Genomic DNA, 22,192 nt, shown 5'->3' on the forward strand with positions numbered 1-22,192 from the left:
CGTCGGGACCACCGGCGATGTCGTGTGGCAGAGCAGCCCACCCGGCTCGATCTATGACTACATCAGGGTCGCGTCCTTCTCGATCGGCCCCGACGGTCTGATCGAGCAGTGGAGCAGCCGGGCCGCCGGTCTCTTCGGCATGACCTCGACCGAGGCGATCGGCCGCGACCCGGTGGAGGCCTTCATGCCCGCCGAGCTGCGTTCCGACGGACATCGGCGGGTCGGCGAGATCCTCGACGGCAAGGAGTGGACGGGCCTCGTCCCGTTCCGGATGCCGGGCGAGGGCGGGGCGCACGGCGTCGCCGAGGTCTATGTGATGCCGAGTCTGACGGGCCAGGGGGAGCGGGCCGCGCTCTGCATCGTCGTGGACGTCCGGGCCCTGCGGCGCATCGAGACGGACCTCGCCGCGTCACAAGCCATATTCGGCCAATCTCCGTTCGGCTTCGTGCTGTTCGGTACGGATTTCGCCGTCGTCCGGGCCAACCAGCGCTTCGCCACGGTCTTCGGCGGCGCCGCCGAGGACCACCGGGGCCGCACGGTGGAGGACTATCTGCCGCGGGCCGAGGCCGACCGGCTGTCCGCCACCCTGAAGCGGGTCCTGGAGACCGGGGAGTCCGTCACCGACCTCCAGCTCGTGGGCACCGCCCCCGGCGGCACCGAGCGCCGCCACTGGTCCATGAACCTCTACCGGGTGCACAGCGGGGCGGGCCGCCCCGTCGGCGTCGCGGGCCTCGCCACCGACGTCACCCGCCGGCACATCGCCGCCCGCGAGGCGGCCAGTGCCCGCCGCAACCTCGCCCTCCTCAACGAGGCCAGCGCCCGCATCGGCAACTCCCTCGACCTGGAGACCACCGCCCGCGAGCTCCTCGACGTGGCCGTCCCCGGCTTCTGCGACCTCGCCGCCGTCGACCTCTACCAGGGGCTGCTCACCGGCGAGGAGGCCGCTCCCGGCAGTTGGGCGCCCGCGCACCGCGAGTCCGCCGGAGGCTCGGCGGAGCTGCGCCGGGTGGCCCACGCCAGCGCGGTCGCCGACGCCCTGCCCACCGCCGTGGCGGGCAGCGGGACTCCGGGCCCGGACGACCTGCCGCCCGCGCTCGGCTCCGTCCACCGCTTCCCGTTCGGCTCGCCCTGTGCCATGGCGCTGCGCTCCGGCCGGGTCGAGGACGTGCCCGGCGACGAGATGGGCTTCGTGCAGTCGACGCTCGCCGTGCCGATGGTCGCGCACGACACCGTCGTCGGCCTCGTCCAGTTCTCCCGTACGAAGGGCAGCGAGCCGTTCGGAGAGCGCGACCGGGCGCTGGCCACCGAACTGGCCGCCCGCGCCGCCGTCTGCATCGACAACGCGCGCCTCTACCGCCGCGAGCACGAACGCGCCCTGATCCTCCAGCGCAGCCTGCTGCCCCCCGGCGACCCCGAGGCCGCCGGTCTCGACATCGCCTGCCGCTACCTGCCCGGCAACACCGCCACCGAGGTCGGCGGCGACTGGTTCGACGTGATCGAGCTGCCCGGTCACCGCACCGCCCTCGTCGTCGGCGACGTCATGGGGCGCGGCCTGCGCGCCGCCGTCGCCATGGGTGAACTGCGCACCGCCGTAAGGACCCTGGCCCTCCTCGACCTGGAGCCGGCCGAAGTGCTCTCCGCCCTCGACGAGGTCGCCCGCGGCCTCGGCTCCCCGGGCGGCGGCGAGCGCAGCGAGGGCCTCGGCGGCAGCGGGGGAGCGCAGTGGCCCTCCCGCGCCGCGCAGAAGTCCCGCGAGGCGGACCTCTCCGAGGTGTACCTCGCGACCTGCGTGTACGCGGTCTACGACCCGGTCACCCGGCGCTGTACGTTCGCCAACGCCGGGCACCTCCCCCCGGCCGTCGTCGAGCCCGGCCGGCCCGCCCGGCTCATCGACGTACCGCCGGGCATGCCGCTCGGCGTCGGCGGTGAGCCGTTCGAGGAGGTCGAGGTCGAGCTCGCCGAGAACGCCCTGCTCACCCTCTACACAGACGGCCTGGTCGAGTCCCGGGACCAGCCGCTGGACCAGGGCCTGAACGCGCTGCGCGCCGTGCTCACCGGCCCGCAGATGGAGCTGGAGGACGCCTGCGACCACGTTCTGAGCACCCTCGACACGCGGCACGGCGAGGACGACATCGCCCTGCTGATGGCCCGTATCCAAGGGCTCCCCGGGGAGGCGGTGGGGGACTGGACCCTGCCGCGCGAACCCCGCTCGGTGGGGCGTGCCCGTGAGCTGGCCCGCTCCCAGCTGGTCGCCTGGGACCTCGACGACCTGGTCGACACCACCGAACTCCTCGTCAGCGAACTGGTCACCAACGCCCTGCGCTACGGCGAGGGCGAGATCCGGCTCCGGCTGCTGCGTGACCGCACCCTGGTCTGCGAGGTGTGGGACGCCGGTCTCGTCCAGCCGCGCCGCCGCCGCGCCCGCGACACCGACGAGGGCGGCCGCGGCCTCCAGCTCGTCGGCCTGCTCAGCGCCGCCTGGGGCTCGCGCCGCACCCCGCGCGGCAAGACCGTCTGGTTCGAACTGGCCCTGCCGGACGGGGCCCCGGCCGCCGAACTCTCCGTGGAGCAGCTCCTGAGCATGTACTGACCCCGGCCCGGCGCACCCGGCGTCACGCGCCCGTCTTCAGGGCCGCGAGCCGGGCCTCGACCTCCGCACTGGCACCCAGGCTGTCCAGCTGCTCGAACTGGGCGTCCAGCGAGGAGGCGGCCAGCTCCTGCTTGCCCAGCGCCTTCGCCTCCTCGCGCCGCACCTTGTCCTCGAAGCGGCTCAGCTCGCTCGTCGGGTCGAGGACGTCGATGCTCTTCACGGCGTCCATCATCTGGTTCTGCGCCTGCGCGGACTTGGCGCGCGCCACCAGTTCGTCGCGCTTGGCCCTCAGCTCGGAGAGCTTGACCTTCATCTGATCGAGCCCCGTCCTCAGCCTGTCCACCACCTCGGACTGCGAAGCGATCGTCGGCTCGGCCGTCCTCGCCTCCTGCTCCGACCGGAGCTGACGGCCCAGCGCCACCTTGGCCAGGTTGTCGAACTTGTCGGCCTCCGCCACCGACCCGGCCCCGCGCAGCTCGTCCGCCTTCCGGCTGGCAGCCAGCGCCTTGCCGCCCCACTCGGCCGCCGCCTCGACGTCCTCCTTGTGGTCCTGCTCCATCAGGCGGAGGTTGCCGATGGTGGACGCGACCGCCTGCTCCGCCTCCGCGATGTTGTTCGTGTAGTCCCGGATCAGCTGGTCCAGCATCTTCTGCGGGTCCTCGGCCTGGTCGAGGAGGGCGTTGACGTTGGCCTTCGCGAGCTGGGTGACGCGGCCGAGGATGGTCTGTTTGGTCATGGCACGGCTCCTTGGGTGTCGAGATGGTGCACGCTGTGGTCCTGCCGGTCGTTCAGAAGCGGCCGCCACCGCCCCGGCGGCCCCGTGTCCCGCCCCCGCCGAAACTGCCCGGCCCGCCGCCGAAGCCGCCGGACCGGCCACCCCCGCCGAACCCGCCGCCCATGCCCCCGCCCCGGCCGCCGCCCCCGAACAGCCCGCCGAGGATGATGCCGCCGAGCACGGCCCCGCCCACGCCGCCGCCCCCGCCCCGCATACCGCCGGGACCCTGCGTCCCGCCGAAGCCGCGGACGTCCTGCTCCGCGAGGCTCATCGCCTGCCCGGCCAGCGCGTCCGCCTGCCGCGCCTCGGCCAGCGCCCCCTGGGCGTCGGTGCCCGACAGCTCCCGGGCCCGCTCCCACCGCCGCTGCGCCTCCGCGAGCCGGGTACGGGCCTGGCTGCCGACCGCACCGCGGTTGGTCGTGATGTAGTCGGCCGCCGCCCCGATCGCGGACCGGGCGGTGAGCATCGCCTGGCCGAGGAGCGACCGGGCCTTCACCTCGCTCCGCTCCTGGTTCCGGGCCCCCGCCAGCGCGTCGTCCAGGGCCGCGTCCGCCTCCTCCACCCGGCGCAGCGCGTCGACCGGGTCGTACGGTCCCGCGGCCATCACACCCCGGACATCGGCGAGTACGGTCTCGGCGCGGGCGATCCGGCCGCGCAGGTCCGCCGTCGACGCGCCTTCGGCGGTCCCTTGGAGCAGCCCGCCCGCATCCGCGAGGTCGGCCTCCGTCTCGGTCAGCGCGGCGGGCAGCTTCCGCGCGGCCTCGCCCAGCTCCGCCGCCCGCCGGTCCACCGAGTCCAGCAGCGTGCCCGCCTGGCCGACCGCGCCCTCGGCGGCCCGGATGTACACCGCGGCCCGGGAGTTCTCGCCGCCCTCGACGGCCGTACCGGCCTGCTCCACGGCCGAGGCGGCGAAGACGAGCCGGTCCTCGGCCTGCCCGACGCCGACCGCCACGGGCGTGGCGGCGCCCTCCCCGTACTGCTCGCGCAGCCCGGCGACGCCCGACTCGGCCGCCGCGACCCGCCCGGCGAGGCCGTGGTGCGTGGCGGCCACGGTGGCCAGGGCCTCGGGTGCGGTGCGTTCCAGGGCGCGCAGCCGGTCGAAGTCCTCGGAGACGGTGTCCAGCCCCTCGTTCGCGGTCGCGCACCGCCGCAGGATCTCCGCCAGCATCCGGCGGCGGGTCGCGTCGTCCTCGGGGAAGGCGTCGTCGAGCTGCTGGCGCAACCGGAACGACCGCGTCAGCTCGTCCTTCGCCCGGACGACCGCCTCGGTGAAGGGCTTCGCCGCCTCCTCGCCGAACTGGGCGGTGGCGAAGCCGAGTTCCTCCTCGCTGGTGCGCACCGCGTCATCCGTGTCCACCAGCACCTCCTTGGCCTGCGCGTCCAGCTCCGGCAGCGGCGTCGGCGGCTCCGGCGCACCGCCCGCCCCCGCGCCCCGGCCCCAGCCGGTCGCCGCCGGGGTGGTGCGGGTCGCCGTGCGCCGTCTGCGCCGGGTGTACGCGTAGAGGCCGACCGCGCCGACGCCGACGGCGACGGCCACCGGCAGGATGAAGTCGCGGACGCCGGTCGAGCCGGAGTCGCCCGTTCCGGGGTCGGCGGGGCCCGGGGTGATGGCGGGGGCGGTCACCGGGCGTCCCGCCCGTACGGAGGCGTAGCCGTCGGCCGCACCGATCGCGGCCCCCGCCCAGTCGTTCTCCCTCAGCGCGGGCTCGATCGCGGTGCCCGCCACGTCCCGCAGCTGAGCGTCGGTGAGCGGAGAGCCCGCATCGACGGAATAGGCGTACTGCCGGTCGTGGGTGGCGACGGAGAGCAGCACGTCGTCCTGGCCCAAACCGTTGCGGTTGGCGGTCTCGTCGCTCCAGGTCTGCCCGGACCGGCCGGAGAAGTCACGTACGTACACCACGAAGAGCTGGATGCGCTCGTTGTCGTACAACCGGTCGAGAGCGTCCTCCACCTGCCCCGCCCGGTCGCCCAGGGCCCCCACCCGGTCGGTGATCTGCCCGTCCCGGGACAGCTCGACGGGGTCGTCGGCGCGGGCGGTCGGGGCGGCGGGGAGCACCAGCCAGCACACGGCGGACAGCACGGTGAGCAGCCCGGTGACCGGACCGGCGGGCCAAGCCCTGCCGGGTGCGGCACGCCGGATCCCTGGCAATCGAGGAGGTGTCACCTTTGCGAGGCTATGTGTGCTTTTTGACCCCCGCGACCCGGCGATCCGCCGGTCCGCGTCGGCCGTTCGCATGAAAGGGCGCGCGAAAGGAGTCCCCCCGCGCGTGTGCGGAAAGGCCGAGGCCGCCGCCCGTCGTCAGATGGGGCGGACGTGGCGCGCTTCGGGCCCGGTGCCGGAGGCCGACGGCGCCGCACCGGTCAGGCCCGGTTCCCGCGAGTGGCCCGAAGTCCGGAGGTGGCGTGTGACTGGCCTTCAGCTGTCGGTCGTCGTGCCGTGTTTCGACGAGGCCGAGGTGATCGAGGCCTTCCACGCCGCCTTGGTCGGCGTCCTGGACCCCCTCGGGGAGAGCTTCGAGATCTGTTACGTGGACGACGGCAGCCGGGACCGCACCCGCCTCCTGCTGAGCGGCCTGGCAGCCCGCGACCCGCGGGTCCACTACACCTCCTTCAGCCGCAACTTCGGCAAGGAGGCCGCCATGCTCGCCGGCCTCCGCATGTCGCGCGGGGCGGCCGTGGTGATCATGGACGCCGACCTCCAGCACCCGCCCGGGCTGATCCCCCGCATGCTGGAACTGCACCGGCACGGCTACGACCAGGTCATCCCGCGCCGCGACCGCACGGGCGAGGGCGTGCTCCGCAGCACCCTCAGCCACACCTACTACGCGCTCGTCCGCCGCTGCATGGACGTGGAGCTCATCGACGGGTCGGGGGACTTCCGGCTGCTGTCGCGGCGGGCCGTGGAGAGCGTCCTGTCCCTCCCCGAGAGCAACCGCTTCTCCAAGGGGATCTTCTCCTGGATCGGCTTCGACACGGTCACCTTCCGCTACCGCAACAGTGAGCGGGTGGCGGGCCGGTCGAAGTGGGGCGGCAAGCGGCTGCTGAACTACGGCATCGACGGACTGCTCTCCTTCAACAACCGGCCGCTCCGCCTCGCGATCTACACCGGCTTCTGGGTCTTCGTCTCGGCCCTGGTCTACGCCCTGTGGACGGTCGTCAGCGTCGTCCTGCACGGCGCGGAGACGCCCGGTTACGCCACCCTGCTCACCGCCGTCGTCGCGCTCAGCGGCATCCAGCTGGTGACGCTCGGGGTCATCGGGGAGTACGTCGGCCGCATCTACCACGAGGCGAAACACCGCCCGCCCTACGTGGTGCGGGAGACCGACGCGACCTGCCGGACGCTGCCGGACGGCCCGCCGCCGCGCCCGCGGCCCACCGGAGTCACAGCGGTCACCAGGGACCCGGCCGAACGCGCCGCCCCCGCCACGGCCGTGCCCACCCGGTCCCGTACCGTCCGCCAGTTCGGCAGCTTCATCCTCATCGGCTGTGTGAACACGGCCGTCTACCTAGGGATCTACGCCTCGCTGAACCGCTGGATCCCCTACCTGACCGCCCATGTCATCGGCTACGGGGTCAGCATCGTGTGCTCGTTCCTGCTCAACTCCTACGTCACCTGCCGGACGAGGCCGACCTGGCACGCGTTCGTCCGCTATCCCCTCTCCAGCCTGGTCAACCTGGTGGCGTCCGGAGCGCTGCTCTACGGCGCGGTCAGCGGCCTCGGGATGGACAAGAACCTCGCGGCGCTGGCGGCCGGCGTCCTCGTCACGCCCGTCTCGTTCCTGCTGGCGCGGTGGGCGATCACCTCGGGCCATACCAAGGCCACCGCGGTACCGGAGGCGGTGGACGTCCCGGCCGAACCGCTGACCGGCGGCCCGGCGCCCGCACCGCTGTCCACCCGTTCGCCCCAGGACCGGTGAGGCCGCCATGTCCGACGACGTTCCCGTGACCGCCGCCCCGGAGGGTCCGCCGAGCGAGGAGGCGGCGCCGGACCGGGCGGCCGACCGCCCCTCCGACCGCCCGTGGACCGCCCTCTGGGTGACCGCCCTCGCGCTCCCTCCCCTCGCCCTGCTCGCCGCCGCGTCCTGGTTCGGGCGGTGGGTGAGGCCCGGCGCGGACGACTGGTGCTTCCTGCCCGTCGTACGGGACGACGGCGTCACCGGCCTCGTCGGGAAGTTCTACTTCGACGACAACGGGCGGGTCGCCAACGCGCTCCTGGTCGGCGCGTACGCGAAGTTCCAGGTCGCGGGCCACCAGTGGTTCCCCTTCGTGAGCGGGGTCCTGGTGCTCGCGGTCCTCTGGACGGTGACCGTCCTGGCGCTGCGCCGGGCCGGCCTGCGCACCCCGCGCGGCCTGCCGCTCCTGCTCGCGGCCATGGCCACCGCGCTCTTCCTGTTCGTCACGCCGAACACGTACAAGACGTTCTACTGGCCCGCCGCGTCCGTCTCGCACACGCTGCCGCCCGTCCTGGCCTGCGCCGCCCTGATCCCGCTCCTGCTCGCCCGCACCCGCCGGGGGCGGGCCCTCGCGCTCGTCGTCGCGGTGCTCACGGGGGCCTTCCTCGCCACGCTGTCGGAGGAGACGGCGATCGTCGTCGTGACGGTGCTCCTCACCGTGCTCCTGCTGTCCGGCCGGGTCGTCCCGGCCACCGACCGGGGGTTCGTCCGCCGGTGGTGCGCGGCGGGAATCGCCGGGACGGCGGCCGGGGCCGTCGTCCTCATCACCTCACCCGGCTCCATGCGCCGCAGGGAGCGGTTCGGCGCGGAGACCACGTCCCTGCTCGCCCCCGACTCCCTCGCGGCGTCGCTGCGCGCGTTCGCCGAGATCACCGTCACCGTGACCACGACCTGGCAGTACACCGGCGCGGTCGCGGCAGGCGCACTGCTGGGATTGCTGTGCCGACGGGCGGACGGGACACCGCCCCGCCCGCCCGCGCGCTGGTCCCTGCTCGCCGCCGCAGGAGTGCTCGCGCTCCTCGTCTCCGGCTACCTCTGCACGGTCATCGCCTATCCGGTGTTCGGCGCCCGGGTGAGCGACCCGGGCGCCAACCGGCTGTGGAACGACTACCTCCTGCTGTACGTGATCCTGCTCGTCGGCGCGGGCGCCCTGCTGGGCCTGGCCCTCCGCCGGCACACCCGTCGCACCGCCCCGGCGAAGGCAGCGTGCGCCGCGCTCTGCGTCCTGGTCTGCCTGGGCCCGGCCGTGGCGCTGAGCAACCTGGACACCGCGATGCGGGCCCGGGCCGAGAAGTGGGACGCCCAGGACCGCAGGCTCCGCGAGGGGGCGGAGGCCGGGAGACGGGTCCTGCCGTACGAGCGCCTGGTGATCAGCAACATGCTGGAGCCGTTCAGCCAGGGCGGGCGTTCGTACTGGCCCGGCGGCTGCGTCGCCGACCTCTACGGACTCGACCGGGTCACGGACGGGGCCAGGGAGCGCGGCCCTCAGTACCCGTAGATCATCTTGTACGCGACCTCCGGCAGGAACTGCCCGGCAACCGAGCCGGCGCCGACTCCGCAGTCGCCGTCGGACTCCCCGGGGGTCTTCAGCCACAGCAGCATCTCGGCCCCGCCGCCCGTCTGGGCGGCCGCCCCCGTCCTGCGCCCGCCCGGGTTGCACCACTCGCCGTTGGAGCCGTTGCCGTTGCGGCTGGTGTCGATGACGTACGGCTTCGTATAGCCGTAGGACGCCGACAGGGACCCGTTGACGGCGTTGCCGTACGCGGAGTTCTCGCCGGTGCCGTAGTAGTTCGAGATGTTCAGCGAGAAGCCGTGCGCCTGCCGGGCTCCCGCGCCGTCGAGGTGCTGCGCCATGGTGGCGGCGCCGATCCAGGCCGGGTTTCCGGCGTCCAGGTAGGTCCAGGTGTTGGGGGCGTGGGCGGCGAACTGGGCGAGCGCGTCCTTGAGCATGCCGTTGCGCTCGTCGATCTGTTGCTGGTTCAGGCAGCTGAAGTCGCCCAGGGAGTCGGGCTCGATGACCACCAGGGCGGGCCGCGCGCCGATGGCCGAGGCGAACGCGGAGATCCAGGCGTGGTACGCGCTCGGGGTGCCCGCGCCGCCGCCGGAGTGCCCGCCGCAGGCGTCGCGGCCGGGAATGTTGTACGCGATCAGGACGGGCAGCTTGTCGGCGGCGTCGGCGGCTCCCACGTAGGAGCCGACCGCTGCCCCGATGTCCCCGCTCCAGGAGCCGAACCACCGGGCCATGGGGCGCGAGGAGATGTTGTCGCGGATGGCGTCGGCCCGCCCGTCTCCGGGGTTCGCCGCGACCCAGGCGGCGGGCGTCGAGCCGGGGTCGGTGTAGAACCCGCTGGTCATGCCGATCGGATCGGCGTGCGCGGTGGCGGCGGCCTGCTGCCCGGCGCCGAGGGGGAGCAGCAGACAGGCGAACGCCGATGCGGCGAGCGTGCGCAGGAGTCTTCTCATGCGTGCGGCCCTTCTGTGGGAGCGCTCCCAGTCGACGACGGCGCGGAGGTGAGGTGGGGTTGGGAGACGCGGGAATGGGGGGGAGGCGCGTGGGGCGGTGGGAAGTGCGTACGACGGACCGGGGGCTTCGGTCCGCTACTGCCGTCGTCAGACGAGACGGTGACAGCGGGGCACTCCGGTGTCAATGAGTCCGGCAGTGCCCCACCCGCGCAAGCGTGATCGAGAGACCTCGCTCCCGTCTCACACGGCGGGCTGGTGGACGCGGGGGATTCCCAGGTCCGGCAGGGCGAGTTGGAAGCCGCGCCCGCGGCCGGTCATGGTGCCGTCGTAGGAGAGGTCGGCCAGGCCGACGCCCAGCTGCCGCAGTTCCTCGACGAGCATGTGGGCGGCCTCCGCCACGCTCCTGGGCCGACAAGGACCCGGCCGCCGCCGCCCGGCTCTCGGCCGCCCGCACCATCCGGCAGACAGCAGTGGTCCGGCCGACGGGGTTCCGCAGGGCCGGTGTTGACGGATCGGTTCCCGGGGGGCGACGCTCACCGCACCAGGGATGAGAGGTGGAACATGGAGGCACGTGCCTCGGAACTCGCTTTCGGACAGAAGGTGTTGGAGGCCCAGCCCTTCAGCGTCCTGCTGGGCGCACGGCTGACGGCCTTCGGCGAGGGAGCGGCGGTCCTGGAGCTGGACGTACGGGACGAGCTGCGCCAGCAGAACGGCTTCGTCCACGGAGGCGTCCTGAGCTACGCCGCCGACAACGCCCTCACCTTCGCGGCGGGCGCGGCCGTCGGTCCGTCCGTCCTGACGGCCGGTTTCACCATCGACTATCTGCGCCCGGCCCGGGGCGAGGTGCTGCGCGCGCGAGCGCAGGTGGTCCGCCCCGGCCGTACCCGGGTCGTCTGCCGCTGCGATCTGCTGATGGTGGATGCCGAAGGGGTGGAAACCCTCTGCGCGGTGGCCCAGGGCACGATCGCCGTCGCCGGGGACTCCGGAAGCTGACCGCCGCCGTCACCCCGCCGGGCAGGCGGGGTGACGGGGAGGGCGCGGACCGCCGGGCCTCAGATGCCGCAGCTGGGCGCGGACCAGAAACGGCCGCTGCCCCCGGCGACGTGGGTGTGGTCGTTGTGGCCGGGGTAGCCCGGGCCGAGGATCTCGGTGAAGCCGTGGTTGCGCGCCGCCTGGGCGAGGGCGCAGAAGCCCTGGGAGCCCGCGCCGAGGTCCGCCGCGTGCCCGTACAGGTGGCGGCTGTTGGCGGCCCCGCCGACCGCGCTGTTGCAGGACACGCTGCGGAAGCCGCCGTTGACGGTGATGGGCCGGTCACCCATCGCGTGCCGCATGGCCTGGAGCTTCCACATGGTCACCAGGGCGTTGGCGCGTGCGGTGGCGGCGCTGACCTTGCCGCCGGACCAGTCGGAGTTGCAGCGGTTCAGCTCGGCGTAGGTGAAGTTGACCGGCGTGCAGTCGTCGTCCTGCAACTCGTAGATCTTGCTGAACGTCTGGGCTCCGGCGATGCCGTCGGCGGCCAGGCCGTACGCGGCCTGGAAGCGCTGCACAGCCGCCTTCGTGGCCGGTCCGAACACCCCGTCGATGGCGATCTGGTTGCCGGTGCCGGGATAGCCCGCGACGCGGATCTGGAGCTGACGTACCGCCTCGCCGCTGGAGCCCTCCTGGAGAGTGCCGCTCCAGGTGTAACAGGCGTCGGCCGTACCGATGTTCCCGGCCGGCGCGGAGCCGGGGGCCGGGGTCGCGGGCGGCGTCGCGGAGGCGGCCGCGGTTCCGCCGAACGCGAGGGCCGCGCCCGCGAGGGTCGAGAGGAGGAATCCGATGGGGCGTGATCGCATGGGGCTGCACCTCATTGTCGTCAAACTGTCCATGGGGGATTCCGAGCCTCGGGCGCAGGGCCGATAGTGTCAAGGTCATGTCAACATACTGTCAGGGGTGCGGCCTCGTGGCGGGGTGACAGGATGAGGGTATGGCGATCAATCGACCGTGGGCGGGGCTTCACGGTGACCTGCGGGCGGCGAAGTCATCGGTGTACGACCCGGGTGGTTTCACCTGCTCGCAGCCGGTGCCCGAACCGGAGAGCGCCGACTACGCGGCTCACGGGTTCACGCTGGACGGGCGGGCGGTGGCTTTTCGCGTGGCCAGGACCACCCCGACCAAGGCCGGTCAGTTCGTCACCGTGTGGCAGCGGTCCGCGGAAGGTCCGATCCGGCCGTACGACGCCGATGACGGGGTTGATCTCTTTGTCATCGGCAGCCGCGACAACGGCCACTTCGGGCAGTTCGTCTTCCCGCGGGACGTGCTGTGCGAGCGCGGCGTCGTGTCCCGGAACGGCGTGGGCGGGAAGCGGGGCTTCCGTGTCTACCCGCCGGGTGCGATCACGACCAGCCGCCAGGCGCGCGGCACCCAGACGTGGCAGGTGAAGCACTTCCTGGACCTCGGGGAGGACGGGCACGGGCCCGTCGACCTGGTGCGCGCCCGCGCTCTCTACCACCCGTAGGGCGCCGTCGGTCGGGAAGCCTTTCGGTACCGATGAGTGCCGATGATTGCCCGTGGGTGCCGATGGGTGCGTCGAGCCCCTTCACCGTGGTCGGTGGAAGGTACTCACCGATTCCAGACCAACGTGTAGCGCCAGAAGAGCCGTCGGCGCAGCCGCGCGCCGGGCAGCACGCGTCGGGCGTCGCGAACGATGTCCGGAAAGGCCGTGGACGCCGGCCGGGTCGGTGCGGTCATGGCGGCGGGGCGCGGCGCTCTGCGGCCCTTGTTCTTGATCCAGGCCATGGCGATGTTCGACGGAACGGCGACGGCGTCGATCAGGTGGTCGCTCCGGGACTGCGGGCGGTAGAGGCCGACGACGATCAGGGTTCCCCCGGGAGCCAGGTGCTCGCGGAAGCGGGTGAGCGCGTCGGTCAACGGCAGGTGGTGGATGGCGGCGACGCAGGTGATGACGTCGTACAGCCCGGACGGTACGTCCTCCAGCGCGTCCCCGACGGAGAAAGTCACCGGGGCCCCGGGAGCGGTGCGTTCCCGCGCGCGTTCGACGATGGCGGGGTCGGCGTCGATGCCGTGCACCGCCTCGGCCCGGGAGGCCAGCAGCCGCACGAGGTCGCCACTGCCCGATCCGACGTCCAGGGCGGCGGCGAAACGTCCGGGGAGCCGGCGCAGGATCCACCGGTGGTAGTGGGCGTTGTGATCCCACGGGTGGGTGGCGTGGAACTGTTCGAGCGCTCGCAGGATGCGGGGCAGTAACGCTGTCATGAGGTGAGTCCATCAGAGCGGCTGGGCAGCCGTCGTCCGTGGCACGGGAGGGCCGTCAGCCGCTCGGCCGGGGTGTCCGGCCGAGCGGCGTCGGCAGGCGGGTCAGACGGTGTCGAAGTCCCCGGCCTTGACGCCTGCCACGAAGGCGGCGAACGCGGTGGCGGGGACGCCGAGGGCGGGGCCGCTCGGGTTCTTCGAGTCGCGTACGGGGATGATGCCGGTGGTGGCCGCGGTGCGCGGGGCCCACTCGACGCACGAACCGCCGTTGTCGCTGTAGGAGGACTTGACCCACTGCTGGGTCGTGGATTCGGTCGTCACGGGGTGCCCTTTCGATGCTGGTGGATCATGTCCACGGTATCTGTCTGCGACAGAGACACGGCCTGCAACTGATGGTAGGCCCTCACCATCGGGATGACGGAGCTGAGTTCGCGGTCCAGATGCCCCTGCGTCTCGGACTCGACGTAGGAGACCACGGACCGGTCCTGGAGCGTCAGCAGGTTCACCAGCCGATTGAAGGGCCGCTGCTCACCGACGAGACGGCCGAGCACGCCGCGCACCTGTGGACGGCGGGCCACCCCCGGAGCACGTAGTCCGGCTCGCCGTCCACGGGCAGCCTCCGGAAGCCGGACACGTACTCTGCGAACTCGCCGACGACCACATCGGGTTACACGCCACGATGCTCTGGGACGACGACGCGAACCGTGAGGCCGTCTGGGTCCGTTGGGACCGGAACGGCGCCCGGCTCGCCGCACTGCCCTGGTGCGGCGAGCCCGACGCCCGGGGAGAGGACGCGTGCGGACTCTTCGCCGGCCATCCCGACGCACACGACTGGGACGTCGTCGATCCGACGCTCGCGGCGGTGGACGCGGTCCTCGCGGGCGAGCGCCCGGGGGAGCCCGCCGAGTGAACGCCACCGTCCCTCGCGAAGGGCTCAGCCAGTCAACCGCCTTTCCTTCCGTGCGCCCCCCCGGGGCTCCTTGACGGCCGTCATATCACGGAGCGAGGCTTGTGCATGCGGGTGCAACCCCTCGACAGTGGGAGCGGACCATGGCTTTACGGTTTCTCGGTATCAACCCCAACTCGCCGACCGACGAGTCACCCACGGTCTGGATTCATGAGGAGACGGGAGACCTTCTGATTCAGTCGTACAAAGCGACTGAGGCAGAAGTGAGGGAGTGCAAGGACGTCGGTTCGGTCCCTGGACATTCCACCGACGTCCCGGACCACGAGACGATCATCAGGCTTCCTGCGGCCATGCTGAACTACATTCCCGTTCGTCGGGGCGAGGACGGAGAGACAGAAAGTGCAACCCCCTGCGCGTAGTGGTCTGGCCCGGGCACAGCATTCGGCCGTGCACCTTGAATTGCGTGATTCGTACATGCTCGACGACCCCGCGTACATCGCATGGCAGCGAGGCGAGCGGCTGGATCGAGCCGAGCGGACGGCATGGTGGGGCGGCTGGCACGATGCGGTTCACGGTGCCACCAGCCGGGGCGTCACGGTCCGGCGCGCTCGGGTCGTCTCCGAGCCGATCAGCGACTACGTGAGATACGAGTACGACAACACGTTCACGAACATCGCCGCGGGCGAAGAGGTTCGTTGGCTGCCCAGGCGCAAGGCGACCGGTCTCACGCTGCCCAGCACGGACTTCTGGGTGTTCGACGGGGAGCAGGCTCTCTTCCACCACTTCGCCGGTGACGGGCAGTTGGACGAAGACGGGCGGGAGTACACGGATGATCCAACGCTGGTGAAGCTCTGCACGGAGATCTTCGAGACAGTGTGGGAACACGCTACGCCACATGAGAACTATCGACCCCGCTGATCCCGCGTAGCCATGGCCCTCTCCCCCTCCTCCAGTGCTCAGCAAGCCCGACAGGTTCTTGCGGAGCGTCTGGCCGGCCTGTGCCGGGACGCTGGGCTGACCGGGCGCGAGATCGCCGCGCGCTGCGGCTGGCATCCGTCCAAGTCGTCCCGGATCATGAACGCGCGCACGCCTCCATCAGCCAGTGACATCCGGGCGTGGTGTCGTGCGTGCGATGCGGAGGATCAGACGGTCGACCTCCTCGCGTCGCTCCGCTACGCCGAAGGCATGTGGATCGGCTGGAGGCGGATGGAACAAGCCGGACTCAAGCAGGCGCAGGAAGCACGGTTGCCGCTGTTCGAGCGCACCCGCCGCTTCCGTTCGTACTCCTCCTGGCTCGTGCCGGGCCTGATCCAGACACGTGGATACACCGAAGCGGTGCTGCGTGCTGTGCAGCGACGACGGGTCGAGGTCGACGACGTGCCCGGGGCGGTGGCCGCTCGCATGGAGCGTCAGAGCGTGTTGTACGAGGGCGGTCGCCGATTCGCTTTCCTTATGGAGGAGTCGGTACTGCGGAACGGCATTGGTGGAGCCGACGTCCTTGTCGGACAGCTCGGCCATCTCCTCACTGTGGGTTCCCTGCCCCATGTCAGCCTGGGTGTGGTCCCCATGAGGGCAGACCGTTCCAGGATGCCCGTGGAAGGGTTCTGGATCTTCGATACCGCACAAGCCAACGTCGAGTTGGTCTCCGGGTACCTCACGATCACGCAGCCCAGCGAAATCGCGATGTATGCCGACACCTTCGCCGAGCTGGCGGAGAGCGCTGTTTACGGCGTAAACGCCCGTGCTCTGGTCACGGCTGCTCTGGATGCCCTCCGGTGAATCCGTGCAACCGTATGCAACAACGTGGCTCCCCCGCTCCTCCCCTCCTTACGGTCATTTCATCGAGCCGAAGCGCTGGGGCGGGCCCTGAGGTACGGCCCTGGACGTTCACAACGAGTCGAGAGTGAGGGGCTGTTATGGGATGGGGAACGGGCAAGGGCGGCGGCGGTGGGGACGGGAAGCACTCGGGCGGCAAGGATCCGGGTACGGCCAAGCCCTCATCCGACACCGCGAAGCCGGCACCTGAGCCGAAGCACAAGGGAAAGTAGGTGTGCGGCAGATGGAGCCCGTCGGAGCGGACGAGCGGGCAGCCATGAGCTGCCTGCTCCACGTCGTGGAGGAGAGTCTCGGCGTGCCCATCGACCCGGCCTGGGAAGCCGCCTTCCGGGACGTACACCGGCATGCCTTCCTTCCTGAGAAGGTTTGGGTGGGCGACAACCTGACGGAGTGCTCTCGGAAGGCGGCCCCTGAGGACTGGTTGCGTCACGCATACGCCGACACCGCTGTCGTGACGCAGATCAACGACGGCAGGGCCGTGGAGCAGGACGAACGCTGGGCCTCGTGCTCGGCCTCCGCCCCGTCCATCGTCCTCCGGATGCTCGACATGCTGGATGTGCGGGCGGGCCACCGCGTCCTGGAGATCGGCAGCGGCACCGGGTGGAACGCGGCGCTGCTCGCGCACCGGCTCGGGCCGGGCCGGGTGGTCACGGTCGAGGTGGACCCGGCGCTCGCGGTCCGGGCGACAAGGAGCCTTGAGGGCGCGGGGCTGGACGCCCGGGTGATCCACGGCGACGGGGCCCGGGGTCATGCGGCCGGCGGCCCCTACGACCGGGTGATCGCGACCTGTTCCGTGCGGACCGTTCCTCCGGCGTGGATCACGCAGACCAAGCCCGGCGGCGTGGTCCTCGTCCCGTGGGAGTCGCCCTGGTTCTGCTACGGGCTGCTGAGGCTCACCGTGGACGGGTACGGCGGTGCTTCGGGCTTCTTCTCCCCGCACTCGGCGTTCATGCTGATGCGGGGCCAGCGTACGGAACTGCGGATCTACCGCGATGTGGTGCGTGACAGCCACGTACCGGAGGAGTCCGCGACCCGGTTGTCCTCCTGGGCGGTCGCCGGTGGGGATTGGGCCGCACAGTTCGCGGTCGGCCTTCTGCTCCGCGACGTATGGCGGGCCTGGCACGAGAATCCCGATGTGGAAGGAGTCACGGACCGCTTGTGGCTCGCCACCACCGACGCGACCTCCTGGGCAGCCGTGGACCGGGACGGGCGGACCACCGACCGCTTCACCGTGTGGGAGCACGGACCCCGTCGGTTGTGGGGGACGGTCGAGGCCGCCTACGACTGGTGGTGCGGCGCAGGCTGCCCCAGGCCGGAGCGATTCGGTCTGACCGTTGTTCCTGACGGCACACATGTGGTGTGGCTGGACACTCCGGACAACCCGGTGCCTGACCTGACCTGACCTGAGATGAATGGTCCCGGTGGGGGCCGGACCGCCGGGTGTGGCTCGAACAGCGCGTCGCTCGGGCCCCGCAGGCCGGCAGGCGGCCTCCGTGACGCGGTAGTGCGCTGTCCTTCGACGCCGTCACCCGGCATGTCCTCCGCACGAAGAACGGGCTGACCGGAGCCTCAGATCGAGAACCGCTCCCGCTCCAGCAGCGGCCGCACCCGGGACCGGAAGCCGCCGGTGCGGAACGGCCGCTGGAGCAGGCCCGGCCGCAGCTCCTGGGCGAGCGCTGCGACGATCATGCCCTGGTCCAGGGCGAGCGTGAAGTCGCTGACCCGGCCCGTGGACACGTTCACCGAGTCCCGGAAGCCGAGCCCGTCCTCGTACGCGCCGAAGTCCCGCTCCAGCGCCCGCAGGTTGGCCACCGCCTCCCGGCCCGCGTACGGCAGGGCCAGGAACGAGGCGTGCGGGGTGACGACGCCGTTGGTGAACGCCGAGGGCGGCGGCAGGGGTTCGCCGTCCGTGGTGTGCGTGCGGTCGGTGTTGGAGGCGTACCCGTCGACCGCCATGCCGAGCGCGTCGACCCCGTACTCCTGGTAGCCGTCCTCGGGGACGTTGGAGGGGGAGAAGCCCCAGTAGCCGTACTCCGCCTCCCGCAGACCGTGGTCGATCTGACCGCGTACGTAGCGGTGGTGAGTCACGCCCCACGCGCGCGGCGACCACTGCTGCTCCGGCACGAACAGCGGCACCATCAGCGCCTCGAACATCGAGCCGCCCCAGGTGGGGATCAGTTTCCGGTTGCGGTGGGTGTAGTGGCCGTTCCACACCCGTATGCCGTCGACCGTGACGTACTCGCCGCCAGGCTTCTGCTCCTGCTCGTGCTCCGGCAGCATCGTCCGCAGCAGATGCCAGTAGTGGTCGCCGGGGAGTGAGCCGTCGGCTATTCCCAGGTAACTGGCCATGCGGGGCTCGGTGTTGAGAGCGCCGTAGTGGTGCGGGGTCGGCTCGTCCGTGTCGGTCCAGACGCCGCCGCGCAGCTGGCCGGGGCCCGCGACCGGGTCGGCCGGGTCGTAGGGGGTGTAGAAGTACGACCAGTCCGCCGTGGCCAGGACGCGGCGGACGCGGGGGCGCAGCGAGGGCGCGGCGTCGGCGGCTATCCGCAGGCCCGTCACCAGCCAGGCGTTGTCGACGGAGGACAGGAACGGGCGCACCGGGTCGCCGGTGCCCGGCCACCGGGTGAGCACCGAACCGTCGTGCGCGTCGTACCAGTTGAGCCAGAATCCGTGGTGGCGCTCCAGCTTCTCGATGGCGGCGACGGTACGGGTCAGGGCGCGGATCATCGTGCTCTCGCCGATCACGCCCAGGCCCGCGGCGGCGACCGCCGACCAGAGGCCGCAGCCGATGTTGGTCGGCGAGGTCTGGGCGGACTGGGCAGGGGCTCCGGGGCCGCTGAGGTCGATCTTGTCGGTGACGAGGCCGAAGTCGGTCGTCATCGCCTCGATCGAGCGGTACGTGTCGCGGAACCAGGTCCTGAGAAGGCGTGGGTCCGCGGGGGCGGCGACAGCCGCCGGGGCGGTTACGGCTCCGAGCGACAGGGCCGCGGCCCCGGTCCCTGCGGCGGTGAGAAACGTGCGACGGTCCATCGTTCCGGCTCCTGGTGGCAGAAGGGGGAGGGGGAGGGCAAGTCGTGGTGTTCGGGCGTGCGAGGTCGTGCGGGCGCGTGGGAGGCCGCGCCGGGCGTGCGAGGTCGTGCGGGGGGTTGGTGCCGGGGGGCGGGGCCGGCGGTCGTCAGGATCCGCCGGCCCCGGCCCACCCGAGGGAGCCGTCAGGTGGCTCCCGGTATCGGGGATGCGGCCTCAGCGGTGAATCAGGCTGCCGTGCGCGGGAGTTCGCGAGTGCGGCCGAGCGAGCCCAGCCACTTCGCCGAGTCCCGCGGGGTGCGCTCGAAGGTCTCCCAGTCGATGGCGATCAGGCCGAACGTGGCCCTGTACGTGCCCCACTCGTAGTTGTCCAGGGCGCTCCACGCCAGGTAGCCCCGGATGTCGATGCCGTCCGCCAGCGCGGACGCGACCTCGTCCAGCGCGCCCGCGTAGTAGTCGACGCGGCGGCCGTCGTCGGCGGTGGCGATGCCGTTCTCCGTGACGATCAGCGGGACGTCGCCCACCACCTCGGCCGTGTGGCGCAGTGCCTCGCCGACCGCGCTCGGGTAGTACTCCCACGACGTCAGCGTCCGCTCGACGTCGTCGGCCGCCGGGATCGGTCCTCCGGGGCCGATCCGTGTACGGGTGTAGGACTGCACGCCGATCCAGTCGTCGCCGCGCGCCGCCTCGATGAAGACGTCCTCGCGCGGGTGGCGGTAGGCGGCGGTGACGTCCTCCGCGCCGGGGAGGGCCTGGTAGACCTGGTTGGCGATGGTCCAGCCGACCTGGATGCCCGCGTCCAGGGCCCGGACCTCCTTGACGGCCGCGTGATGGGCGGCGATGACGGCCTCGGTCGTCTCGTCGTCGGGGGTGGGCAGGCCGGCGGGCGGGAAGCCGTTGTCGCCGCGCTTGGCCTGGCCCGCCATCACGGCGATCATGTTCGGTTCGTTGATCGTGCAGACGTGGCTGACGCCCTCGGAGATCACGGGGGCGCAGGCCGCCACGTACCGGGCGAACAGCTCCACCGCGCCCTCGGCCGTCCAGCCGCCGCGCGCCTCGAACCACTGCGGGACGGTGAAGTGGTGCAGGGTCACCATCGGGCGCAGGCCGCGCTCGATCGCTCCCTCCACCATTCGCCGGTAGTGGGCGAGCTGGGCGCGGGAGAAGCGGCCCTCGACCGGCTCGATGCGGGCCCACTCGATGGAGAAGCGGTAGTCGGTGAAGCCGAGCGAGGCCAGCAGGTCCATGTCCTCGGGCCAGCGGTGGTAGCTGTCGCAGGCGTCCAGGCTCGGCTCCTGGATGTGGGTGCCGGCGGCGTGCTCCTTGACCCACCAGTCGCTGTCGGTGTTGTTGCCCTCGATCTGGTGGGCGGCCGTGGAGGCCCCCCAGAGGAAGCCCTCCGGGAACGGGACGGGCGTCTTCGGGTTCGGAGCAGGGGTGTGTGTCATCGCGACATGTCTTTCTGGTGGTGGTGAGGGGTGTGGCCGCGCTCTGTTACGGGGTGGGGTGCGGCCTCGTACGTGAAGTGCCCCGGCGGACGCCCTACTTCATGCCCGCCGTGGCGATGCCCTGCGTGAAGTGCCTTTGCAGCGCGATGAAGACGACCAGCACCGGCAGCACGATCAGGAAGGCCCCGGCCATCAGCATCCCGTTGGAGCCGCCGGCCTTGTTGGGATCGGTGGCGAAGGTCGCCAGCGCCACCGGGAGGGTGTACTTGTCGGGGTCGTTGGTCGCGATCAGCGGCCAGACGAAGTTGTTCCAGGAACCCAGGAACGTGAAGATCGACAGGGTCGCGAGGGCGGGCTTCACCAGCGGCATCACGATCCGCCAGAAGATGTACCACTCGCTCGCGCCGTCCATCCGGGCCGCTTCCAGCAGCTCGTCCGGGATCGACTGCATGAACTGGCGCATCAGGAAGACCCCGAACGCCCCGGCGGCGAAAGGCAGTACCAGACCCGCGTAGCTGTCGATCAGCTGGAGCTTGCTCATCAGCACGAACAGCGGCAGCAGCATCAGGTTGCCGGGCACCATCAGTGCGCCGAGCACCAGGCCGAAGATCTTGTCGCGGCCGACGAAGTTCAGCTTGGCCAGGGCGTAGCCGAGCATCGAGCAGAAGACCAGGTTCGAGACGGTCACCAGGACCGCCACGATCACCGAGTTCATGAAGTACAGCGGCAGGTCCAGCTTGTCGAGCAGCTGCCGGAAGTTCTCCAGGGTCCACTCGGTGGGGATCCACACCGGCGGGCCGGCCGACAGCTCGCTCTGCGTCTTGAAGGCGGAGAGCCCCATCCAGAGGAAGGGCGCCGACATGACCAGCAGCCCGAGCGAGAGCAGGACGTGGACCAGGGGGCGGGAGATGTTCCGCTTTCCGGCGTTGTGCTTCAGGGGCTTGACCGCCGCGTTGCTGCTGTTGGCGCTCATTTCGTGTTGTCCTTCAGCAGTCGGAGCTGGAGCACCGTGATGCCCATGATCACCACGAAGAGGACGTACGCCATGGCGCTCGCGTAGCCCATGTGGAAGAAGTTGAACCCTTCGCGGTACATGTTCAGCGAGACCGTGAGGGTCGAGTCGGACGGGCCGCCCTGGGTCATCACGAACGGCTCCTCGAACACGTTGAGGTAGCCGATCGTCGTGATCACCGTGGCGTAGAGGACCGTCGGGCGCAGGAGGGGGACCGTGATGCCCCGGAACTCCTGCCACACGCTCGCGCCGTCGAGCTTCGCGGCCTCCCGCACCTCGGTGGGGATCGCCTGGAGGCCCGCGATGAACAGCACCATCACCGTGCCGACGTTCCGCCAGACCGCCATCACGATCAGCGAGGGCATCGCCAGTGTCTCGGAGCCGAGGAAGTCCGGTGCCGTCCAGCCCACTTCGGAGAAGAGACCCGCGATCAGCCCGTCGCTCGGATCGAGTACGAACCGCCAGACGACGGCCACCGCGACGATGGTCGTGACCACCGGGGCGTAGAAGCCGACGCGGAAGAGGGTCCGCGCCCGGTCGATGCCGTTGTTCAGCAGAACGGCGACGACCAGCCCGGTCCCGATGGTCAGCGGTACGCCGACGACCACGAAGTACCCCGTGTTGAAAAGGGACTTCAGGAACTTCTCGTCGCCGAAGAGGTTGACGTAGTTCTCGAGTCCGATGAACTCCGCTTCCCACGGGCGCGTCACGTTGCGCAGCCCGAAGTCCGTGAAGCTCATCACCAGCGTGGCGAGGATCGGGAACGCCATGAAGACGGTGAACAGGACGAGGAACGGGGTGGAGAACAGCCAGCCCGCGGCGTTCTGCACGCCCATCGACGGCTTGCGGCCTCGGCTGCCCGTGGGGGCGGGGGACGGCGCGCCCCCCGCCTTCCCGGGCCGTGCGGCCTTCTCGGTCGTGGTGCTCAT

The 22,192-nt window shown here is 71.5% G+C and carries 21 protein-coding genes and 1 pseudogene; 10 read left to right on the plus strand and 12 right to left on the minus strand.

The window, feature by feature from the left end:
- The first annotated feature begins 22 nt into the window (after positions 1-22).
- The gene (locus IG90_RS0108985; protein WP_030580207.1) at positions 23-2,590 is read left to right on the plus strand and encodes a SpoIIE family protein phosphatase; all 2,568 of its coding nucleotides are present in this window, start codon (positions 23-25) and stop codon (positions 2,588-2,590) included.
- Between the two features lie 22 nt (positions 2,591-2,612).
- On the opposite strand, the gene IG90_RS0108990 is transcribed toward IG90_RS0108985, so the two are convergent.
- Both IG90_RS0108990 and IG90_RS0108995 read right to left on the minus strand, forming a co-directional pair.
- On the minus strand, positions 2,613-3,326 hold the full coding sequence (locus IG90_RS0108990; RefSeq protein WP_030580210.1) for a PspA/IM30 family protein: 714 nt from the start codon (positions 3,324-3,326) through the stop codon (positions 2,613-2,615).
- 52 nt (positions 3,327-3,378) lie between these two features.
- On the minus strand, positions 3,379-5,514 hold the full coding sequence (locus tag IG90_RS0108995) for a TPM domain-containing protein (protein WP_030580213.1): 2,136 nt from the start codon (positions 5,512-5,514) through the stop codon (positions 3,379-3,381).
- A 256-nt stretch (positions 5,515-5,770) separates the two neighbouring features.
- On the opposite strand from IG90_RS0108995, the gene IG90_RS0109000 reads away from it, so the two are divergent.
- Together IG90_RS0109000 and IG90_RS0109005 are read left to right on the plus strand one after the other, a co-directional pair.
- The gene (locus IG90_RS0109000) at positions 5,771-7,282 is read left to right on the plus strand and encodes a glycosyltransferase (RefSeq protein ID WP_030580216.1); all 1,512 of its coding nucleotides are present in this window, start codon (positions 5,771-5,773) and stop codon (positions 7,280-7,282) included.
- Positions 7,283-7,289: 7 nt separating this feature from the next.
- Positions 7,290-8,816 (plus strand): DUF6056 family protein, encoded by a 1,527-nt coding sequence (locus IG90_RS0109005; protein WP_030580219.1) that lies wholly within the window; start codon positions 7,290-7,292, stop codon positions 8,814-8,816.
- Here the strand turns inward: IG90_RS0109005 and IG90_RS0109010 are convergent.
- Positions 8,804-9,781 (minus strand): glycoside hydrolase family 6 protein, encoded by a 978-nt coding sequence (locus IG90_RS0109010; protein WP_030580222.1) that lies wholly within the window; start codon positions 9,779-9,781, stop codon positions 8,804-8,806. The genes IG90_RS0109005 and IG90_RS0109010 overlap by 13 nt on opposite strands.
- A gap of 240 nt (positions 9,782-10,021) precedes the next feature.
- Entirely contained in the window at positions 10,022-10,180 is a 159-nt protein-coding gene (locus IG90_RS44270) for a hypothetical protein (RefSeq protein ID WP_157846307.1), read from the minus strand.
- A gap of 162 nt (positions 10,181-10,342) precedes the next feature.
- Here IG90_RS44270 and IG90_RS0109020 point away from each other — a divergent pair, with 162 nt between their 5' ends.
- The gene (locus tag IG90_RS0109020; RefSeq protein WP_030580225.1) at positions 10,343-10,774 is read left to right on the plus strand and encodes a PaaI family thioesterase; all 432 of its coding nucleotides are present in this window, start codon (positions 10,343-10,345) and stop codon (positions 10,772-10,774) included.
- 59 nt (positions 10,775-10,833) lie between these two features.
- On the opposite strand, the gene IG90_RS0109025 is transcribed toward IG90_RS0109020, so the two are convergent.
- Positions 10,834-11,616 carry a D-Ala-D-Ala carboxypeptidase family metallohydrolase gene (locus IG90_RS0109025; RefSeq protein ID WP_030580228.1) on the minus strand — a complete coding sequence of 261 codons (783 nt, stop codon included), beginning with the start codon at positions 11,614-11,616 and terminating at the stop codon, positions 10,834-10,836.
- A gap of 131 nt (positions 11,617-11,747) precedes the next feature.
- Here IG90_RS0109025 and IG90_RS0109030 point away from each other — a divergent pair, with 131 nt between their 5' ends.
- Positions 11,748-12,278: a MepB family protein gene (locus tag IG90_RS0109030; protein WP_030580229.1), complete on the plus strand. Its 531-nt coding sequence runs from the start codon at positions 11,748-11,750 to the stop codon at positions 12,276-12,278.
- Positions 12,279-12,382: 104 nt separating this feature from the next.
- Here the strand turns inward: IG90_RS0109030 and IG90_RS0109035 are convergent, their stop codons facing one another.
- From IG90_RS0109035 to IG90_RS0109045, 3 genes and pseudogenes are all read right to left on the minus strand, one after another.
- Positions 12,383-13,036: a class I SAM-dependent methyltransferase gene (locus tag IG90_RS0109035; RefSeq protein WP_030580232.1), complete on the minus strand. Its 654-nt coding sequence runs from the start codon at positions 13,034-13,036 to the stop codon at positions 12,383-12,385.
- Between the two features lie 102 nt (positions 13,037-13,138).
- The gene (locus IG90_RS0109040; RefSeq protein ID WP_030580235.1) at positions 13,139-13,354 is read right to left on the minus strand and encodes a DUF397 domain-containing protein; all 216 of its coding nucleotides are present in this window, start codon (positions 13,352-13,354) and stop codon (positions 13,139-13,141) included.
- A pseudogene (locus IG90_RS0109045) lies at positions 13,351-13,569 on the minus strand (transcriptional regulator); the annotation flags it as partial. The pseudogene IG90_RS0109045 and the gene IG90_RS0109040, both read right to left, overlap by 4 nt.
- A 26-nt stretch (positions 13,570-13,595) precedes the next feature.
- Between IG90_RS0109045 and IG90_RS0109050 the strand changes: the two are divergent.
- The 5 genes from IG90_RS0109050 (at position 13,596) to IG90_RS0109070 (ending at position 17,178) form a co-directional block, all read left to right on the plus strand.
- Positions 13,596-13,943 (plus strand): hypothetical protein, encoded by a 348-nt coding sequence (locus IG90_RS0109050; RefSeq protein ID WP_030580240.1) that lies wholly within the window; start codon positions 13,596-13,598, stop codon positions 13,941-13,943.
- Between the two features lie 140 nt (positions 13,944-14,083).
- On the plus strand, positions 14,084-14,359 hold the full coding sequence (locus IG90_RS45670) for a hypothetical protein (protein ID WP_078585257.1): 276 nt from the start codon (positions 14,084-14,086) through the stop codon (positions 14,357-14,359).
- The gene (locus IG90_RS0109055; RefSeq protein WP_030580243.1) at positions 14,340-14,858 is read left to right on the plus strand and encodes a DUF6879 family protein; all 519 of its coding nucleotides are present in this window, start codon (positions 14,340-14,342) and stop codon (positions 14,856-14,858) included. The genes IG90_RS45670 and IG90_RS0109055 overlap by 20 nt, the downstream gene beginning before the upstream one ends.
- A gap of 12 nt (positions 14,859-14,870) precedes the next feature.
- Positions 14,871-15,719 (plus strand): helix-turn-helix domain-containing protein, encoded by an 849-nt coding sequence (locus IG90_RS0109060; protein ID WP_030580245.1) that lies wholly within the window; start codon positions 14,871-14,873, stop codon positions 15,717-15,719.
- Positions 15,720-15,999: 280 nt separating this feature from the next.
- Entirely contained in the window at positions 16,000-17,178 is a 1,179-nt protein-coding gene (locus tag IG90_RS0109070) for a methyltransferase domain-containing protein (protein WP_030580247.1), read from the plus strand.
- A gap of 167 nt (positions 17,179-17,345) precedes the next feature.
- Here the strand turns inward: IG90_RS0109070 and IG90_RS0109075 are convergent, their stop codons facing one another.
- From IG90_RS0109075 to IG90_RS0109090, 4 genes are all read right to left on the minus strand, one after another.
- On the minus strand, positions 17,346-18,806 hold the full coding sequence (locus IG90_RS0109075) for a glucoamylase family protein (RefSeq protein ID WP_030580249.1): 1,461 nt from the start codon (positions 18,804-18,806) through the stop codon (positions 17,346-17,348).
- Positions 18,807-19,030: 224 nt separating this feature from the next.
- A complete protein-coding gene (locus IG90_RS0109080; RefSeq protein WP_030580251.1) occupies positions 19,031-20,251 on the minus strand; it encodes a glycoside hydrolase family 1 protein in 1,221 nt (406 codons plus the stop codon).
- A 94-nt stretch (positions 20,252-20,345) separates the two neighbouring features.
- Complete coding sequence (locus IG90_RS0109085) at positions 20,346-21,224, minus strand: carbohydrate ABC transporter permease (protein WP_030580253.1); 879 nt, start codon at positions 21,222-21,224, stop codon at positions 20,346-20,348.
- Positions 21,221-22,192: a carbohydrate ABC transporter permease gene (locus tag IG90_RS0109090; protein WP_030580255.1), complete on the minus strand. Its 972-nt coding sequence runs from the start codon at positions 22,190-22,192 to the stop codon at positions 21,221-21,223. Before IG90_RS0109090 ends, IG90_RS0109085 begins: the two co-directional genes overlap by 4 nt.

The organism is Streptomyces anulatus (assembly GCF_000721175.1).
GTDB classification, from domain to species: Bacteria; Actinomycetota; Actinomycetes; order Streptomycetales; family Streptomycetaceae; genus Streptomyces; species Streptomyces anulatus_C.

Coding starts and splice junctions, on each gene's coding strand:
- IG90_RS0109075 (WP_030580249.1), bottom strand. CDS start 18,806: ATGGACCGTCGCACGTTTCTCACCGCCGCAGGGACCGGGGCCGCGGCC.
- IG90_RS0109085 (WP_030580253.1), bottom strand. CDS start 21,224: ATGAGCGCCAACAGCAGCAACGCGGCGGTCAAGCCCCTGAAGCACAAC.
- IG90_RS0109010 (WP_030580222.1), bottom strand. CDS start 9,781: ATGAGAAGACTCCTGCGCACGCTCGCCGCATCGGCGTTCGCCTGTCTG.
- IG90_RS0109070 (WP_030580247.1), top strand. CDS start 16,000: ATGGAGCCCGTCGGAGCGGACGAGCGGGCAGCCATGAGCTGCCTGCTC.
- IG90_RS0109020 (WP_030580225.1), top strand. CDS start 10,343: ATGGAGGCACGTGCCTCGGAACTCGCTTTCGGACAGAAGGTGTTGGAG.
- IG90_RS0109035 (WP_030580232.1), bottom strand. CDS start 13,036: ATGACAGCGTTACTGCCCCGCATCCTGCGAGCGCTCGAACAGTTCCAC.
- IG90_RS0109005 (WP_030580219.1), top strand. CDS start 7,290: ATGTCCGACGACGTTCCCGTGACCGCCGCCCCGGAGGGTCCGCCGAGC.
- IG90_RS0109060 (WP_030580245.1), top strand. CDS start 14,871: ATGGCCCTCTCCCCCTCCTCCAGTGCTCAGCAAGCCCGACAGGTTCTT.
- IG90_RS0109030 (WP_030580229.1), top strand. CDS start 11,748: ATGGCGATCAATCGACCGTGGGCGGGGCTTCACGGTGACCTGCGGGCG.
- IG90_RS0109090 (WP_030580255.1), bottom strand. CDS start 22,192: ATGAGCACCACGACCGAGAAGGCCGCACGGCCCGGGAAGGCGGGGGGC.
- IG90_RS0109025 (WP_030580228.1), bottom strand. CDS start 11,616: ATGCGATCACGCCCCATCGGATTCCTCCTCTCGACCCTCGCGGGCGCG.
- IG90_RS45670 (WP_078585257.1), top strand. CDS start 14,084: ATGGCTTTACGGTTTCTCGGTATCAACCCCAACTCGCCGACCGACGAG.
- IG90_RS0108990 (WP_030580210.1), bottom strand. CDS start 3,326: ATGACCAAACAGACCATCCTCGGCCGCGTCACCCAGCTCGCGAAGGCC.
- IG90_RS0109080 (WP_030580251.1), bottom strand. CDS start 20,251: ATGACACACACCCCTGCTCCGAACCCGAAGACGCCCGTCCCGTTCCCG.